Here is a 17,558-nt window from a genome sequence, read left to right as displayed (position 1 = left end):
GGGTTGAGGAGTCAGTGTGGACAAGTCGCAGGGATCAAGTGTCCTATTTGCCGGAGACAGCGTTACCGATTGTGCGCCGTGAGGATCCACGAGGGTTGGGGGATGGCTACGTCCAAGTAATCGCCGCGCAGCTGGCTTCGCAAGGATCGACGGTTGCCAATGTTGGCATCGGCGGGGACCGTGTGGTTGATCTGCAGGCGCGGTGGGCTGTTGATGTTTTGGGCAACGACGCCGAGACCCTGTCGATTTTGGTCGGCATCAATGACACCTGGCGCCGCTTTGACAACAACGACCCCACCTCCGCGGAGGACTTCGAGGCTGGATACCGTGAGCTGCTCACACAGGCCACGCCGCACTTCAGGCGCATCGTTTTGGTCCAGCCGTTTCTGCTGCCCGTCACGGAGGGCCAACTGGATTGGGCCGATGACCTGCAGGCCAAGCAAGAAGCCGTGGCTCGCCTCGCGACAGACTTCGATGCCATCTTGGTCCCAGCCCATGACAAGCTCAACGCTCTGGCAGGCAGCCTTGGCGGCAATGCTGCCCTGGCCGACGACGGCGTTCACCCCACGGAGCTGGGCCACGCCCAACTTGCCGCTATCTGGTTGGAAGCCGTTAATGCCTGAGGCAACGTCCGCGACTCCCGTACACCTCCAACTACGCGCGGCGGGCACAGGCGTTGTCCTTCGCCTGAGCGGCGACGAGCTTCCGCAAATACTCCATTGGGGTGCCGACCTTGGTGCGGCGAGTGACGAGCAGCTCCGGGAGTTCGCTGCGAATGCCGAACCAGCACTGGATAACTCGGTGGATGTTCCTGTCCGCATCAGTGTGGTTCCCGAACACGCCGCCGGATGGATGGGTGCCCCCGGCCTGCGCGGCCATCGCAGCGGACAGGCGTGGACGCCGCAAGTGGGTCACCTGAACCACACTGTTCAAGGAAACACTGTCACCTCCCGCGGCGTTGACCGGAACAGCGAACTCGAACTCGAGGTGGAAATACAGCTCCTGGACTCGGGTCTGCTGCGCCTGCGCGCGTCCGTGACCAATCTGGGTTCCAGCGACTACAACCTGGAACAGCTGGTGGTGGCGCTGCCCGTTTCCGGCAGTGCCGTGGAAACCATGGATCAGGCAGGACGGTGGAGCAAGGAACGCACACCGCAGCGCCGCCCCCTCACGGTTGGCACGCACCTGCGGGAGAACCGCCGCGGCCGCACGGGTGCCGACGCGGCAACTGTCCTGCTCGCCGGCGAGGAAGGCTTCGGCTTTGGACACGGGGAAGTCTGGGGCTTGCATGTCGGTTTCAGCGGAAACCACCTCACGTACGTGGAACACACTTCCGCAGGGAAAACCCTCCTGGGCGGCGGCGAGCTTCTGCTACCAGGGGAGATTGTGCTCAAAACCGGGTCCAGCTATTCCACGCCCTGGGTATACGCCTGCCACGGGGTGGGACTCGACGCCGCAGCACGGCAGTTCCACAACCACCTGCGCTCCCGCCCTCAGCACCCCACCACCTTGCGGCCCGTCACCTTGAACACTTGGGAAGCCGTGTACTTTGACCACGACCTCACACGGATCCTGGCGCTCGCAGACAAGGCGGCGGAGCTTGGTGTGGAGCGGTTTGTGCTCGACGACGGATGGTTCCGCGGGCGCCGTGACGACACCGCCGGGCTGGGGGACTGGTATGTCGATGAAGATGTGTGGCCTCAGGGGCTTCAACCGCTGACCGATCACCTGGCGACCTTGGGAATTGAGTTTGGCCTGTGGTTTGAACCGGAGATGATCAATCCCGAGTCTGATCTGGCCAGGGAACACCCCGACTGGATCCTGCAGCCCGTCGGCAGAATGCCTTTGCCGGCACGCCACCAGCAGGTGCTCAATCTAGCCATTCCCGAGGCGTACGACTACATCCGGGACCGCATTAGCGAGCTGGTGGGCAGGTGCAACATTGGGTACATCAAATGGGATCACAACCGGGATCTCGTGGACGCCGGTTCTACCGCAACCGGGAGCGCGGGTGTCCACGAACAGACACTGGCCACATACCGGCTCCTGGCGGAGTTGAAGGATCGCCACCCTGGACTTGAGATTGAATCGTGCTCCTCAGGTGGCGCCCGAGTTGATTTGGGCATCCTGGAACATACAGACAGGGTCTGGGCAAGCGATTGCATCGATCCGCTGGAACGCCAGCAGATTTTGCGCTGGACCGCCCAGCTCCTGCCACCCGAATTGGTGGGCAGCCACGTGGGCAGTTCGCACTCCCACACCACCGGGCGCACGCATGATCTGTCCTTCAGGGCCGCCACGGCGCTCTTTGGCCACTACGGCATCGAGTGGGACATCACCCTGCTGACCGCCGCGGAGCAGCAGGAGTTGGCGCACTGGATTGGCGTCTACAAGGAACACCGCACACTGCTCCACCAGGGCGATGTGGTGCGCGTTGATCACCCCACGCCGGAAATCAGCGCACACGGTGTCATTGCCAGTGACCGTTCCGCCGCGCTGTTTGAGTTCACGGTCCTGTCCCGGCCCTCCTGTTGGCCTCCGGTTCCGGTGCGCCTTCGCGGCCTTGACCCGGAGCGTAGCTACAGCATCCGCCAGCTGGGCCCCACGCCACCCTTGGGCACGAACAACAATTCACCAGCCTGGATGAACGACGGCGGCATCCGCCTTTCCGGGGCCATGCTGGCCGCCGCCGGACTCGCCATGCCGCCACTGCAACCGGAGCATTCGGTAGTGGTCCATCTCGAGGCCGCCGATCACGTTCAAGCACCTCTTGCGGACAGCTAGGATCGAATCATGATCAAGGTGAAGGCTCCTCTGCGGCAAGATTCACGAAGCCGGGTGCTGGATATTATCCGGGCCACCGAGCCCACCAGCAGGATTGAGCTGGTTCGGGAAACCTCACTTACTCCGGCCTCGATCACGCACCTGGTGCGTGACTTGTTGGCAGAGGGTTTGGTTCGTGAGGTGGGCCAGGCCGAATCCACCGGCGGCAAGCCGCGTACTCTGGTGCGCCTGAACCACGACTCCATGACGGCCATCGGCATCCAGCTCGGTGCGGCCTCGGTAGGCATCGTTGCGGCCAACCTGGCCGGTAACATTGTGGGCCGGCAGATCTTGCGTGGCGCCAAGGATTTGGATCCCCAAGTCATTGTGGCGTTTCTCGCCCAGGCGGTCGAGGACTTGATTGGCAACCTGGGCCTGACGCGCGCCACCATAGCGGGGATCGGTGTTGCCATGCCCGGGCCTCTGGACAAACCCGGCGGCTACCTGCGCAACGTTGCCTACCTAAAAAATCTCTCCGGCTTCGCCTTGGCCAATGAGCTCGAGGCGGCAACGTCCCTGCCGGTCATTGTTGACAACGATGCCACGGCGGCTGCCGTGGGGGAGTACTGGCTGGGAACCACCGAGGCGCATTCGGCTTACGCAACGGTGTATCTGGCAACGGGCATTGGCGGCGGTTTGGTGGTCAACGGGATGCCATACCGTGGCAGCAGCTCGAACGCTGGGGAGCTGGGCCACATCAGCGTAGATTTCCGTGGACCCGAATGCCCGTGCGGCAATAGGGGCTGTTTGGAGTTGTTTGCGGCGCCTCCCGTTTTGATGGAGCAGGCCAGGTTGGCGCCGGCGTCGGCGGGTCTGGCCGAGGTGGCGCGCGGCAACGTTGAGGACGGCATGTCTCAACTGGGCATTCTTGCGGCGCGCGGCAATGAAGCGGCCAAGCAAATTATTCGTGAAGGAGCCGAGTCCCTGGCTTGCGGCATCGTCACCTTGGTCAACTTATTCGATGTGGACATGGTGGTTCTAGCCGGCCCCGGATTCTCCTCGTGTGAGGCGTTTTATCTGGAAGAAGCCCAGAAGGCCCTGGATTCACGCACCTTGGCGAGGGGCGTTCACAACGTTTCTGTCGTCATGTCGGCTAGTCCGCGGGACGCCGCTGCGTTGGGTGCGGCCACCCTTGCGCTGCAGGACAAGCTGGATCGAAAGCCCGCGGCCGCAGTAGGGAAGTAGCCACCGGCGTAGCTTCGGCCCCGAGCCTGCGCGGCCTGGGCACCGGGCCGAGCCACGTCACATAAGCTCTCCAAGCGGCGTGGCGCGCGTCACATTCAATGCTTTTCCATCCATATGGATAACATTCCAAAAACATTGTTGACAGACTTAATTAAGTCCCATATAAAAGTACCTAGGCGTTCCCAAGAGCGCACACAGTGCCGTGGCTCACCTTTGTCTGGACGTGCTGTGAATCACTATGAAGGGTCAATGATGTCTCATCTCAAGAAGCACAGCCTTGCCAAGGCTGTCGTGGCAGTTGCCACGGCAGGGCTCTTGGCATTGTCCGGTTGCAGCAGTGAAACTGGCGGCGCAAACGGTTCGGGCAACCCAGGGGAATCTGCCATCACCGTTTTCAACGGGGCCACCGGCGCCATCTCGGAAAACTGGAATCCGTTCTCCCCGACCATGTTGCAGCCCACCCAGGGTGTCATTTACGAACCGCTTTACTATTACAACCTGGCGGCAGAATCGAAGCCCGAGCCCATCCTTGCCACGGCGTTCAGCTGGAATGAAGACGGCACCGAGCTGACCATCACCAATCGTGAAGGCGTCAAGTGGAACGATGGCCAAGCAATGACGTCCAAGGACGTGGCCTTCACCTTCAACATGATTCATGACAACCCTGCGTTGAACACGAGCGGCCTGAACGCCACCGCAACCGCCACGGATGAGAAGACCACGATCCTGAAGTTTGAGACCAGCTCCTTCATGCAGGAACCACAGATTCTAGGCAACCAGGCGATCGTCCCGGAACACATTTGGTCCAAGATTGCCGATCCCACCACCACCATCAACGAGAACCCCGTAGGCACCGGCGCCTACAAGGTGAAGTCCTTCAACGCCCAGTCCTACGTGCTGGAGAAGAACCCCACCTATTGGGAAGCCGGAAAGCCCGAAATTGACAGCGTTCAGTACATTTCACTCGCTACAGCAGATGCTGCCAGCGCGGCCCTGGTTGCGGGCAAGGTTGACTGGATGAGCTCCTTCCTGCCCAACCTGAAGGAGATGATTGGCAGCCAAAAGAGCCTCAGCTACGTCAACACGCCCGTCATGACAACCTCCCTGTTCACCTGCTCCAACGCGGCCCTCGGCTGCAAGGGGCCACAGACCGATGTTGCTGTCCGCCAGGCCATCTTCGCCGCCATGGACCGCACTCAGCTGAACAAGCTGGCCGGTGGCGACTTTGCCGCCCCCGCCTCCCCAACGTTGCTACTGCCGGAGCGGGACAAGAAGTGGATTGCCGACGCCGACGACGTTGAGGTTCCGCAGACGGCCGACATAGCCAAGGCCGCCGGCATCCTCGAGACCGCAGGCTACGGGAAGGGAAGCGACGGCATCTACGCCAAGGACGGCCAGCGTGTCAGCCTCACGGTTCAGGTGGTGGCCGGTTGGAGCGATTACATCTCGGCTGTCCAGGTCATGACCAGCCAGCTGAAGGAGGCCGGCATTGAGCTGAAGTCCGTGCAGCTCTCGTACAACGAATGGAGCGGCAACCAGACCAAGGGCACCTTCGAGCTGACACTGGACTCGATCGGGCTCGGGGCTTCGGATAACCCGTATTACACCTACCAGCCACGCTTCAACAGTTCAACATCTGCCAAGGTTGGCGAGGATGCCTCCACCGGCGGCAACTACTCCCGGTACCAAAACAAGACGGTCGACGCCGAACTGGTCAAGGCTGCAGCCACATCGGATGAATCGGCTCAGAAGGCTGCCTATGCGGCCATTCAAAAAGAGATCGTCCGCGATCTGCCGTACATCCCCATCTACGTCAACTCAACGCTGTCCGAGTTCAACACCGATCGGGCCACCGGTTGGCCCACGAACGAGAACAAGTACGCCTTCCCGGCCTCTTGGAAGTCCTGGGACAACGGCATTGTCCTGAAGTCACTGACCCCGGCCGGCAAGTAGCCGTGGTGTTGGCGCCGAGCAGCAGAATGGATGGTTGAGCAATCGTGCGGTTTTATCTCCAGAAGATTGTGTTTTATGTGGTGGCTCTCTGGGCTGCACTGACACTGAACTTTTTCCTCCCACGATGGATGCCGGGTAATCCGGTGGACATCTTGATCTCCAAGCTTTCTGCCAAAGGCCCCGTTTCGGAGTCCACCCGGCATGCCTTGGAACTGTTGCTCGGCACCAACTCCGACCAGCCAGTATTTGTTCAGTACCTGAGCTACCTCGGCAGTGTTTTCCGTGGTGATCTCGGGGTGTCCGTGACGTACTTCCCGGCCAATGTCACAGATATTATTGCCCAGACTCTGCCCTGGACAGTGGGGCTCATTGGAATCGCCACCGTCATTTCCTTTGTGGTGGGTATTTTGCTGGGCCAGTTGGCCGGGTGGAAGCGTGGTTCCTGGCTGGACAACTTCATTCCGGTGACAACCATGTTCCAGGCCGTACCGTACTTCTGGCTGGCACTGGTGCTCTTGTACTTTTTGGCCAGCAAGATCCAGCTGTTCCCGCTCAGCGGTGGCTACGATGTCTACGCCGTGCAGCCGGGCTTGAGCTGGGCCTTCATCTCAAGCGTCATCTACCACGGTGCCTTGCCGGCCCTGACGATCGTCCTTTCCTCGATTGGCGGCTGGATGTTGGGCATGCGCAACATGATGGTCTCCACTCTGTCGGAGGATTACATTGTCACCGCCGAGGCCAAGGGCCTCCACCCACGCCGGATCATGACAAACTACGCCGCCCGCAATGCTGTACTGCCGTCACTGTCGGGCTTCGCAATCTCCCTGGGATTTGTGGTGGCCGGATCCATCGTGACGGAAATGGTGTTTTCCTACCCGGGCATTGGCTCAGCCCTCCTGACAGCCGTACAAAGCAATGACTACGCGCTCATGCAAGGCATCTTCTTGGTCATCACCATCTCGGTTCTGGGTGCCAACCTGCTCGTTGATCTCCTCTACGCACTCATCGATCCCCGCACGCGCGTGCGTGCCTAAGGACGGAAGGAACACGATGGAAACAACTCTTGAAGTACAACGTCCTGCGGCCGCCGCGTCGGGGCGGCCGAAGAAAAACCGAAACCGCCAGCGACGCCCCCGCTCAGCCAAACTCATTGCCGGACTCAGCATTGCAGGTGCCATTGCGCTATTTGGCATCCTTGGACCCATGCTCTTGGGCGACCCCAACGCCATCAGCAATGAGACGCTGGCAGCCCCCGGCAACGGCATGCTGCTGGGCACAACCCAAACCGGCCAGGACGTCTTGGCACAATTGGCGCACGCCACCCGCGGGTCCCTGACCATCGGTGTGCTGGTAGGGGCCATGGCCATTGCGGCCTCCGCCTTCTTTGGGATCGTTGGCGCTTACATTGGCGGGTGGACCGACGAGGCATTCTCACTCATCACCAACGTCATGCTCGTGATTCCGGGTCTTCCCCTGGTTATCGTCATCTCCAGCTACGTCCCGGATAAGGGCTTGTTCTTGATCGCTGGCGTTTTGGCCCTGACAAGTTGGGCTGGCGGTGCCCGCGTGTTGCGCGCCGTCACGCTGAGCTTGCGCAATAGGGATTACGTCGCAGCGTCCCGCGTCTCGGGGGAGAAGACGTGGCGAATTCTGCTGGTTGAAATCCTGCCCAACCTAATGCCTATCCTTGCGTCCCAAATGGTCTTCGCCGTCATTTTTGCCATCCTCGGTGAGGCCGGACTGGCCTTTATTGGCTTGGGCGCCTCCGGCACCTGGACGTGGGGCTCGATGTTGTTTTACGCCCAGAATGGCCTTGCCCTGAGGCTCGGTGCGTGGTGGTGGTTTGTTCCACCGGGCCTGCTCATCGCAGTCTTTGGTGCAGCCCTGTCCCTCATCAACTTCTCCATTGACGAGATCATCAACCCGAAACTGCGCGATCAGACGCTGGCGGCACGTAAACGCTGGAACAAGCCGCGAGCTGGCAAAACAGCCTCAGCTGGTACTGGAAAGGCAACGCCATGAGCTCAATAACCGTGGACACCGCAGCGAGTGCCTCGCCGGCCCCCAAATCAACGGGGCCCGGCCCGGTCCTGTCCATTGAAAACCTCAGCATCGATTACGAGGGCGAAACTACTGTCCACGCCGTCAAGAATGTCACCCTGGCCCTGGGCCGGGGCGAGATTCTTGGCCTGGCCGGCGAGAGTGGCTGCGGCAAAACCACCTTGGCCTACGGAATCAACAAACTGCTCAAGCCTCCGGCAAGGATTGTCAGCGGCCAAGCCACGTTCCACGACAAGAGCGGGACGGACATCGCCATCAGTGAGCTGAAGGGTGAACCCCTGCGCGCTTTCCGCTGGGACAAGATCTCCATGGTTTTCCAAGGCGCCATGAACTCCTTGAACCCCGTGCTGAACGTTCAGGCGCAGTTGGAAGACATCTTCACCACGCACCGTCCGGCCATGGGCAAGGTGGAACGTCGTCAAGTCTGTGGCGACCTGCTGGAACGTGTTGGAGTCAACCGAAACCGGGTCCGGTCCTTTCCGCACGAGCTCTCCGGCGGCATGCGCCAGCGCGTCATGATCGCCATGGCCATGGCACTTGATCCCCAGATCATGATCATGGACGAACCCACCACGGCACTGGATGTTGTGGTGCAGCGCGAGATCCTGCGCGAAATTACCAGGCTCCGCGCCGAGCTGGGCTTCGCGGTCATCTTCATCACCCACGATCTTCCGCTGTTGCTGGAAATCAGCGACAGGATCGCCGTCATGCGCGGAGGGGAAATTGTGGAGCTGGGCGATGCCCGGCAGGTCTACAGCAACCCAACCCACGCATACACCCGCAAGTTGCTGGACTCGTTCCCCAGCCTGACCGGCGAACGCGGAGATTTCATCCGCCACGGGCGCACCTTGAAAGGAACCGCATGAGCACCCTTGAATTTCACAACGTTGTCAAGGAATACCGATTGCGCGGTGGCTGGCACGGGCGCACCCTCAAGGCCGTCAATGACGTGAGCTTCTCCGTGGAATCGGGCAAGACGGTGGCGCTGGTTGGTCAAAGCGGCAGCGGAAAATCCACCATCGCCAAGCTGCTCATGCAGCTGGAGCGGCCCACCTCCGGGGCGATTATGCTCGACGGCGTGCCCGTCCAGCGCCGCGGTGCCGGGCTCCGCCAGTACCGCCGCGACGTCCAGATGGTGTTCCAGGACCCCTTCGCCTCGCTCAACCCCTTCCATACCGTGGGTCACCACCTGGCCCGGCCGCTGAAACTGCATGGCAAGGCGAAGACAGCCGAGGAGACCGACGCCGCAGTGGCGGAACTGCTCACCCGCGTTCAGCTTGATCCCGAAGCCGCAGCCAAACACCCGCACGAAATGTCTGGCGGGCAGCGGCAACGCGTGGCGATCGCCCGGGCCTTGGCCCCGGAGCCGCGCATCCTTGTTGCCGACGAACCGGTGTCCATGCTGGATGTCTCCATCAGGCTGGGCGTGCTGAATCTCTTGGCGGACCTGCAGCGTGCGGACAACCTCGGAGTCCTCTACATCACCCATGACCTGGCCACGGCCCGGCACTTCTCCGATGAAATCCTGGTCATGTATCAGGGCGAGATCGTCGAAGCCGGACCCTCCGATGAGGTCATCCTCAATCCCCAACACCCCTACACCCAGCTGCTCGCCGAGGCAGCCCCCAACCCGGAAAAGAGACTTGCACAGTGACCATCACCACCGACCTTCTGCCCGCACCCACCCTGACTGACCTGAGCAGCGCAGGCGGCTGCAGCTGGGAGCTCCGTCCCACCACCGACGTGCCCGCGGAGGCGGCGTTGGGCATAGCGGGGATTCCCGCCGTCGTACCCGGCGAGGTGCACACGGACTTGCTCCGGGCCGGGCTGATTCCTGATCCCTTTGACGGCAACAACGAAAGCGCGCTGGCGTGGATCGGGCTGACGGATTGGCAATATCGCACGGTCTTTACCTTCAGTGACGCGGAGCACGCGCGGCACGATCTGGTGGCCGATGGACTGGATACGGCCGCCACGATCCGCCTGAACGGCAAGGTGGTGGCCAGCACAGCCAATCAGCACAGGTCATACCGCTTCGATGTCCGGGACTTCCTGGTGCAGGGCGAAAATGAGCTGGTCATCGATTTCCGTGCTCCCGTGACATTTGCCCGCGAACAGCGGGAGATTATTGGTGACCGCCCGCACACCAACCACCACCCGTTCAACGCCGTGCGCAAGATGGCCTGCAGCTTTGGCTGGGACTGGGGAATCGACATTGCCGGCGCCGGAATTTGGAAGGCGATCCGGCTTGAATCCTGGACCGGCGCACGCATTGCCTCGGTGCGGCCGCTGGCCACGCTGGATGCGGCTGGCACGGGTGTTTTGGAAACCCATGTTGAGCTTGAATGGGACGGCGGTCCAGCGGCTGCGGGCACGGCCGAGCTGAGCGTTTCCGTTGCCGGTGTGGCAGGGAATGTCACGGTTGGCTCGGACGACGCCGTTGCCTCCCTGGTCCTGCAGCTTCCCGAGGTGGCGCCCTGGTGGCCGCGCGGGCACGGCGAGCAGGCGCTGCATGAGGTACGTGTTGAGCTCAGCGGAGTGGGAAACGACAGATGGTCATCCCGCGTCGGCTTCCGCACTATTGAGGTCGTGACCGAAGCTGACCATGATGGGACCAGTTTTAAGTTCCGGGTCAACGGTGTTGATGTGTACATCCGTGGCGCCAACTGGATCCCGGACGACGCCTTAATCACCCGAATCACCCGCGAAAGCCTCGCATCCTCCATTGGCGATGCCGTCGAATCCGGCATGAATCTGCTGCGCGTGTGGGGCGGTGGCATGTACGAATCCGAGGACTTCTATGACATCTGCGACGAGCAGGGTCTCCTTGTCTGGCAGGACTTCCTCTTCGCCTGCGCCGCTTATTCGGAGGAGGAACCGCTGCGCTCCGAGGTAATCGCCGAGGCCCGTGAAGCCGTGACCCGCCTGAGCAAGCACGCCTCCCTCGCCTTGTGGAATGGCTGCAACGAAAACATTTGGGGTTGGGTGGAGTGGGATTGGCGTGTTCCCTTGGCCGGGCGCACCTGGGGGAAGGCTACTACCGCCAGATCCTGCCCGAGATTGTGGGCGAGTTGGACGCCCGGACCCGGTACTCATCCGGCAGCCCCTTCTCCTACGGCGATCATATGCACCCCAACGATCCTCGCCACGGCACCACCCACATCTGGGATGTCTGGAACCAGAAGGATTACACCCACTACGCCAGCTATCAGCCCCGTTTCGCCTCCGAATTTGGTTTCCAGGGTCCGCCGGCCTGGTCAACTCTCACCAGCGTTGTCCACGACGAGCCGCTGGCTCCCTATGGCGAGCAGATGCTGGTCCACCAAAAAGCGGATCAAGGCAATCTGAAGCTGGAGCGAGGTTTGGGTGAACACCTGCCGGTGCCGGAGCTCATTGAGGATTGGCACTGGGCAACACAGCTCAACCAGGCCCGGGCACTGGTCTTTGGTATTGAGCACTTCCGCAGCCTCTTCCCGCTCAACCAGGGCACAGTCATGTGGCAGCTCAACGATTCCTGGCCCGTGGTGTCGTGGGCCGCCGTGGATAGCCACGGCATCCGCAAGCCGCTATGGCACGCGCTCAAGCATGTGTACGCACCGCGGTTGGCGACGGTTCAGCCGCGCGAGGGGGGACTTGCCGTGGTTCTTCACAACGACACGGATGCGCCCCTGGCCGGTGCGCTGCGCCTGCGCCGGATGACAACGGCAGGGGAGCTGCTGGCCGAGGAGCCCCTGAGCGTTTCCGTGCCTGCTCGCAGTGCCGAAACGTACACCTTGCCGGAGGCGATTGCTCGTCCGGGCGACGCCACGGCGGAATACATCCAGATGCGCGCAGAGGATGCCGGCCTCGATGTGGCCGCCGCTTTCGGCTATTTCGTTGAGGATACGGCGTTGGCCCTGGTCTCTCCGGCGCAGGCGCTTTCGGCGTCGGCCAAGCCCACGGACGACGGCGTGGCAGTGACGGTGCGTGCCACGGCATTGGTGAAGGACATTGCGCTCTTCCCGGACCGCCTCGATGCCGCGGCGAGCGTGGACTCCGGTCTGATTACGCTCAGTGCGGGCGAGGAACACACCTTCTTCATTAGCGGTTCTGCGTTGGATATGGCGGCGCTGGTTACTGCCCCTGTTCTGCGTTGCGCCAATGATCTGCTGCACGGGTAGTCTAATTTCATGATCAGCCATGGGAGTGCCACAGAGTCGACGTCGCGGTCCGGGATTCCGGGCTCAGCGCCGGTTGGATTGGTGCTCCTGCGCTCGGCCCAGCCCGGCCAGCTCGATCCCTTTCACCAGGACTTTGTTCGTGGTGCGGAATCGCGGCTGGCCGAGGCCGGGCGGAGCCTGCTGGTCATGTTGCAGGCCGAGCCTGACAAAGAACTTGAAACCTACCGCCGCTGGGCTGCCGAGCAGCGGATTGCCGGTGTGCTGCTCATGAACCTGCGGTTGGGGGATGAGCGTGTGCCGCTGCTGCAGGAAATTGGGTTGCCGGCCGTGGTCATCGGAGACCGGCAGATCAGCTCCGTCCATCCCACTGCATTTACGGATGAGCGGGCAGCGATGGCCGAGGCCCTGCGGTATTTATCTGGCCTGGGACACCGGCGGATAGCCCGCGTGGCCGGTCCTGCGGAGCTGTTGCACACGGCCCAGCGCACCGAGGTTTACGATGAGGTGCTTGCCGGACTCGGTAGTGACGGATTGCAGCGAAATGGCGAATACGGGCATGAAAGCGGACGAGACCTGACAGCTGAGCTGTTTTCCGGGGACGCCGGTGCACAGATGCCCACGGCGATTATTTACGATGACGCCGTCATGGCCATAGGCGGCTTGGAAGCACTGGCCGCCATGGGCCTTGCCGTTCCAGGGCAGGTATCTGTGTTGGCGTGGGACGATTCCCTGCAGTGCCAGCTGGCCGGTGTCACGGCGCTTTCCCACGACGTCGCCGCTTACGGAGTGCTGGCCGCTGACCTGCTTCTGGGGAATTTGGCCGGGGACCCGGTCACGAGCCGAGCGGCGCAGGCGCCCACCCTTGTGGAGCGCAGCTCAACCGGCCCCGCTGCTTAGTCGCGTTGCTCGTCGATCAGGCGGGCAACATGCAAGGTCAAGTACGTGACCTCGTCTTCGGCCAGGGGTTCCCCGAGGCGCAGCTCCAACACACTTTGGAGCCGCAAAGCCGTGGCATAGGCGTCAGGGTAGGAATCCCGGATGGCGGAGCGCAGTTTGGTGGCGCCTTCGGCCAGCTGTTTTCCGGAACCTGCCCGCACAAAGAAATAGCGCAGATGAGTAATAAAGCGGGCGGCGTTGACGGTGTCCCGGTCGATCGGGCGTCCGGAAGCCTGTTCCAGGACCTCAAAAAGTTGTGTGAAGACCCCCGTCATTTGATACGTGAAGGAAAGATCTCCCACGGTAAAGCCGGCGTTGACCAGATGCAGGGCGATCGAGACTGCCTCGCCCTCGTCCAAGGGTGACTCGAGGGTGGCGTTGACATGGTCAAGAATGCGCTTGGCGGCCCGCAACTCGGCCGGGTACAGATGAGAGACCTCTGCCCGAAGAGGGTACTCAAACGCGATCCCGTCCCGCAGGCGTTTGATGGCGAAACTGAGGTGATCTGCCAGAGCTACGGAGAGTGAGGTGCTGTTGGGAATGGTCAGTTCAGCCCGACCCGCCTCGAGGGCCTGCTCGGCAAGGGCAAGGTGTTCGGGCGGAATGGCTGCCACCATGGCCCCGAAGTTGTCAGGGTCCCGGCCGTCGTCGGGCACAAAGGTGCGCACAATATTTGCCGGGTCGATGGGCTGGCCGGGTCCTGTTTGAAAGCCCAGCCCGCGGCCGGTCAGGATGACCTCCCGGCCATCGTCGCCATCTTCGCGAGCGAGAACAACATTGTTATTGAATACACGCAGGATCTTCATGCCGTTGTCTCCTCTTTGCGACTTTGGCGGGAGTGATGGGTGGGGCGGAGGCCTGTGGCCTCCGCCCCGTTTGTTCCTAGCTTAACGTTGCGCCATTGCTGGCAATGACGTTCTGGTACCAGTCAAACGACTTCTTCCTATGGCGTTCCAAGGTGCCGCTTCCGTCGTCGTTCCGGTCAACGTAAATGAAGCCGTAGCGTTTGCTCATCTGGGCGGTGGAAGCGCTGACAACATCAATGCAACCCCAGGATGTGTATCCCGTGACGTCGACGCCGTCGGCAATTGCCTCGCGGACCTGCACCAGGTGGTCGTTCATGTACTGGATGCGGTAGTGATCCTCAACTGTTTTAACGCCGTCGAGCTCCACCAGAACATCCTTGGCGCCAATGCCGTTTTCCACGATGAACAGCGGCTTCTGCCAGCGTTCCCAGTAGTCGTTCATGACCACGCGAAGACCCTGCGGGTCAATCTGCCAGCCCCACTCGGAGGCCTCAAGGGTGGGGTTGGGCACGCCGCCCATGATGTTGCCCGGACCCTGTTCCGCTGCCGGATCGGCCGTGTCGCAGATGCTCATGTAGTAGCTGAAGGAGACAAAGTCCACCGTATTGGTGAGATCCGCAGTGTCCTGCTCCGTGATGTCCAGCTCGATCCCGTTGTCGCGGAAGTAGCGCAGCAGGTAGCCGGGGTAAGCGCCGCGGCAGTGGATGTCGCCAAAGGCGTAGCTGCCGTGGGCGGTGTCCATGGACTTGACCACGTCGTCCGGGTGCGGCGTGAGCGGGTAGACCGGCAGGGCCAGGATCATGCAGCCAATCTTGGCCTCCGGCATGATGGTCCGGGCCAGTTTGGTCACGCGGGCCGAGGCCACGAGCTCGTGGTGGATTGCCTGGTACAGATCCGTCTCCGTCAGCTCATCCTTCGGTGTGGGGATGCCGCCGGAGAGGAAGGGCTCGTGGAGCACCGAGTTGATCTCGTTGAACGTCAGCCAGTACTTCACCCGGCTGCCGAAACGCTCAAAAAGGACTTCACAGTAGCGCTCGTAGAAGGCAATCATGGCGCGGTTGGTCCAGCCGCCGTACGTACGTGCCAGGTTCAGCGGCGTCTCGTAGTGGCTGATGGTGACCATGGGTTCGATGCCGTGCTTTTCCAGCTGGTCAAGCACCCGGGCATAGAAGGCCAGGCCCTCTTCGTTGGGCTCCGCGTCGTCACCGTTGGGGAAGATGCGGCTCCAGGCGATGGAGAAGCGGTAGACCTTGAAACCCATCTCGGCGAAGAGTGCAATGTCCTCTTCGTAGCGGTTGTAGAAGTCAATCGCCACCTGCTTGAGGTTGTCGGCCGTGGGGCCCTCGGTGGGCCGCTCGGTGATGCCCTTGGGCATGACGTCCTGGATGGACAGGCCCTTGCCGCCGGTGGCGTAGGCGCCCTCAATCTGGTTGGCGGCAGTGGCGCCGCCCCAGAGGAATCCCTGCGGGAAGGCTCCGGTGGCCGGCGTGAAAGTTGCGTTGCTCATGGTGCTTGGGTCCTCTTTCGGTGGTGGGGTTCGACGTGTTTAGAGTTCAATGTCCAGTGCGGGGACACCGTGGTTCAGGTGGCCCTGGCCGACGGGAACAACGGCCGTGAGATTCTTCGTGTTCGTGACCACCATGATGGTCATGTCGCTGAAGCCGGCGTCCTTGATCTTGGCCCGGTCGACTGTTGCCAGCAGATCGCCGACCTCCACCCGCTGGCCACGAGTCACGGCGGGTGCAAAGCCCTCACCCTTCATCTGGACGGTGTCGATGCCGATGTGCACCAGCACCTCCACGCCGTCGTCGGTCTTGATGCCAAAGGCATGACCGGTCTTCATGGCCACCGCAATGGTGCCTGCCACGGGGGAGTGGATGGTGTTTTCGTCGGGGATGATGCCCAGTCCAACACCCATGGCGCCTGAGGCGAAGACCTTGTCCGGCACATCGGAAAGGGCGACGGCGGTTCCGGTCACGGGGGCGAGGACCTTGACGCTGCCGCTGGCGATCGTCGCGGCGGAGGGTGCCGCAGCGTCGGCGTCGAGAGTGTCAGGGGTTTCGCGGGGGCCAAAGAAGTAGGTCAGCAGGAAGCCGATGGCGATGGCAACGCCGGTGCCCAGCAGAAGGGTGGTGAAGCTTCCGATCGCGGTGAAGGCGGGCAGTCCGATCAAGGACGGGAACACGAAGGCGTTGGCGGCGCTGCCGCCCATGGCTGCGATGGCACCGCCCACGGCACCGCCGGCTATGCCGAAGTAGAACGGCTTCTTCAGGGGCAGGTTCACGCCGTAGATGCCGGGCTCGGTGACGCCGGCCAGGAAGCCGGAGAACGCCGCCGGTGCCGCAACCTCACGGCGCTTGGCGCTGTGGCTGCGCAGGGCAACGGCCAGCATGGCGGCCGACTGTGCCAGGACAGCAGGCAGCAGGGGTGCCATCATGACGGAGGAGCCGGTCGTGGCGATGTCGTTGAGCATGACGGGAACCAGGCCCCAGTGCAGGCCGAACACCACGAAGACCTGCCAGAAGCCGCCCATGACCGCTCCGGCCAGCCACGGTGCGAAGCTGAACATGGCCGTGATGCCGGAGGAGAGGCCGTTGGCCAGGAAGATCGTGGCGGGACCGACGGTCAGCAGCGTCAGCGGAACCATGATGGCCATGGCCAGCAGGGGGGTCATGAAGTTGCGGATGGCCGAAGGCAGCACCTTGAGCAGGAAGCGTTCCAGGTATCCCAGCAGCCAGACGGCCACGATGATCGGGATGACGGAACTGGTGTAGTTCATGACGGAAAACGGGATTCCGGCGAAGTTCGCCTGGGTGCCGTTCAAAGCCACAATGGAAGGGTAAACCAGGGCGCCGGCAATGGCCATGGCGGTGAACTGGTTGGCCTTGAAGCGCTTGGCGGCCGTGATGGCCAGGAACAGCGGCAGGAAGTAGAACAGGGCATCCGCTGAGGCATTCAGGATGACGTATGTGGAGTCCTCGGCGGACATCCAGCCGAAGGTTCCGGCCAGGCTCAGGAAGGCCTTGAACAATCCGGCGGCCGCCAGGGGCCACAGGATGGGCTGGAAGATGGAGGAGACCATCTGGATGAAGCGGTTGAAGATGTTGCCCTTGGCCGGGGCGGCCTCGGCGGAGTCTTCTTCGCCCCCGAAGCGGCTGATCTTGCCAAGTTCCGCGAACACGGTGGGGACCTCGTTGCCGATGACCACCTGGTACTGGCCGCCGGCCTTCATCACGGTGATCACGCCGGGCAGCTTCTCAACGCCGGCCGTGTTGGCCTTGGCGTCGTCGCGCAGGGTGAGCCGCAGCCGGGTTGCGCAGTGGGTGGCTCCCACTATGTTCTCTTCTCCGCCAACACCCTCCAGGATGTCTGCGGCCAATGTCCGGTAATTCACGGAAGCCATGGCAGTCCTTTCTGTCCGCTTTCGTCTTTCGGGCACAAAAAAAGACCCAAGACATACGTTTGACGTAAGTCTCAGGTCTTGCCTCGTAACCGAGTAACAATCCTTACAGGCAGCATTGCCTGCTGCTGAGACTGTACACGTGATTGAGGTCACGGACAAGTTTTGTCTTGGCGGGCCCACCCCATCCCCCACAAAACCGCGCCCGCCTCCCAGAAATGCGCCCCGTCTACG

The 17,558-nt window shown here is 62.1% G+C and carries 14 protein-coding genes; 11 read left to right on the top strand and 3 right to left on the bottom strand.

All coding sequences use genetic code 11. The annotated features are described in order from the left end of the window. Positions 1-38: 38 nt before the first annotated feature. The 11 genes from BLV41_RS11755 (at position 39) to BLV41_RS11710 (ending at position 13,079) form a co-directional block, all read left to right on the top strand. Positions 39-623, top strand: coding sequence for a GDSL-type esterase/lipase family protein (locus BLV41_RS11755; protein ID WP_211481626.1), 585 nt, complete (start codon positions 39-41; stop codon positions 621-623). After that, entirely contained in the window at positions 616-2,784 is a 2,169-nt protein-coding gene (locus BLV41_RS11750; RefSeq protein ID WP_074711766.1) for an alpha-galactosidase, read from the top strand. Before BLV41_RS11755 ends, BLV41_RS11750 begins: the two co-directional genes overlap by 8 nt. A gap of 9 nt (positions 2,785-2,793) precedes the next feature. Next, the gene (locus tag BLV41_RS11745; RefSeq protein WP_083360745.1) at positions 2,794-4,008 is read left to right on the top strand and encodes an ROK family transcriptional regulator; all 1,215 of its coding nucleotides are present in this window, start codon (positions 2,794-2,796) and stop codon (positions 4,006-4,008) included. 249 nt (positions 4,009-4,257) lie between these two features. Then, a complete protein-coding gene (locus tag BLV41_RS11740) occupies positions 4,258-5,961 on the top strand; it encodes an ABC transporter substrate-binding protein (protein WP_083360744.1) in 1,704 nt (567 codons plus the stop codon). A gap of 44 nt (positions 5,962-6,005) precedes the next feature. After that, the gene (locus BLV41_RS11735) at positions 6,006-6,995 is read left to right on the top strand and encodes an ABC transporter permease (protein WP_044576852.1); all 990 of its coding nucleotides are present in this window, start codon (positions 6,006-6,008) and stop codon (positions 6,993-6,995) included. A gap of 16 nt (positions 6,996-7,011) precedes the next feature. Next, entirely contained in the window at positions 7,012-7,983 is a 972-nt protein-coding gene (locus BLV41_RS11730) for an ABC transporter permease (protein WP_074711765.1), read from the top strand. Beyond that, on the top strand, positions 7,980-8,888 hold the full coding sequence (locus BLV41_RS11725; protein ID WP_083360743.1) for an ABC transporter ATP-binding protein: 909 nt from the start codon (positions 7,980-7,982) through the stop codon (positions 8,886-8,888). Before BLV41_RS11730 ends, BLV41_RS11725 begins: the two co-directional genes overlap by 4 nt. Further along, complete coding sequence (locus BLV41_RS11720; protein ID WP_044576858.1) at positions 8,885-9,676, top strand: ABC transporter ATP-binding protein; 792 nt, start codon at positions 8,885-8,887, stop codon at positions 9,674-9,676. The genes BLV41_RS11725 and BLV41_RS11720 overlap by 4 nt, the downstream gene beginning before the upstream one ends. Continuing rightward, positions 9,673-11,370 carry a glycoside hydrolase family 2 protein gene (locus BLV41_RS22530; RefSeq protein ID WP_244516870.1) on the top strand — a complete coding sequence of 566 codons (1,698 nt, stop codon included), beginning with the start codon at positions 9,673-9,675 and terminating at the stop codon, positions 11,368-11,370. Before BLV41_RS11720 ends, BLV41_RS22530 begins: the two co-directional genes overlap by 4 nt. Continuing rightward, positions 11,334-12,182: a hypothetical protein gene (locus BLV41_RS22525; RefSeq protein ID WP_244516868.1), complete on the top strand. Its 849-nt coding sequence runs from the start codon at positions 11,334-11,336 to the stop codon at positions 12,180-12,182. Before BLV41_RS22530 ends, BLV41_RS22525 begins: the two co-directional genes overlap by 37 nt. Before the next feature lie 9 nt (positions 12,183-12,191). Beyond that, positions 12,192-13,079: a LacI family DNA-binding transcriptional regulator gene (locus BLV41_RS11710; RefSeq protein ID WP_074711764.1), complete on the top strand. Its 888-nt coding sequence runs from the start codon at positions 12,192-12,194 to the stop codon at positions 13,077-13,079. On the opposite strand, the gene BLV41_RS11705 is transcribed toward BLV41_RS11710, so the two are convergent. From BLV41_RS11705 to BLV41_RS11695, 3 genes are all read right to left on the bottom strand, one after another. Next, positions 13,076-13,924, bottom strand: a complete 849-nt coding sequence (locus BLV41_RS11705; protein ID WP_074711763.1) for a PRD domain-containing protein — start codon at positions 13,922-13,924, stop codon at positions 13,076-13,078. The genes BLV41_RS11710 and BLV41_RS11705 overlap by 4 nt on opposite strands. A gap of 76 nt (positions 13,925-14,000) precedes the next feature. After that, complete coding sequence (locus BLV41_RS11700) at positions 14,001-15,431, bottom strand: glycoside hydrolase family 1 protein (protein WP_074711762.1); 1,431 nt, start codon at positions 15,429-15,431, stop codon at positions 14,001-14,003. A gap of 39 nt (positions 15,432-15,470) precedes the next feature. Further along, positions 15,471-17,327 carry a beta-glucoside-specific PTS transporter subunit IIABC gene (locus tag BLV41_RS11695; RefSeq protein ID WP_074711761.1) on the bottom strand — a complete coding sequence of 619 codons (1,857 nt, stop codon included), beginning with the start codon at positions 17,325-17,327 and terminating at the stop codon, positions 15,471-15,473. Positions 17,328-17,558: the final 231 nt, after the last annotated feature.

Source organism: Arthrobacter alpinus (assembly GCF_900105965.1).
In the GTDB taxonomy this organism is placed as follows: domain Bacteria; phylum Actinomycetota; class Actinomycetes; order Actinomycetales; family Micrococcaceae; genus Specibacter; species Specibacter alpinus.
The sequence above is the reverse complement of the archived record's forward strand: the minus strand, read 5'-3'. Positions and strand labels throughout refer to the sequence as shown.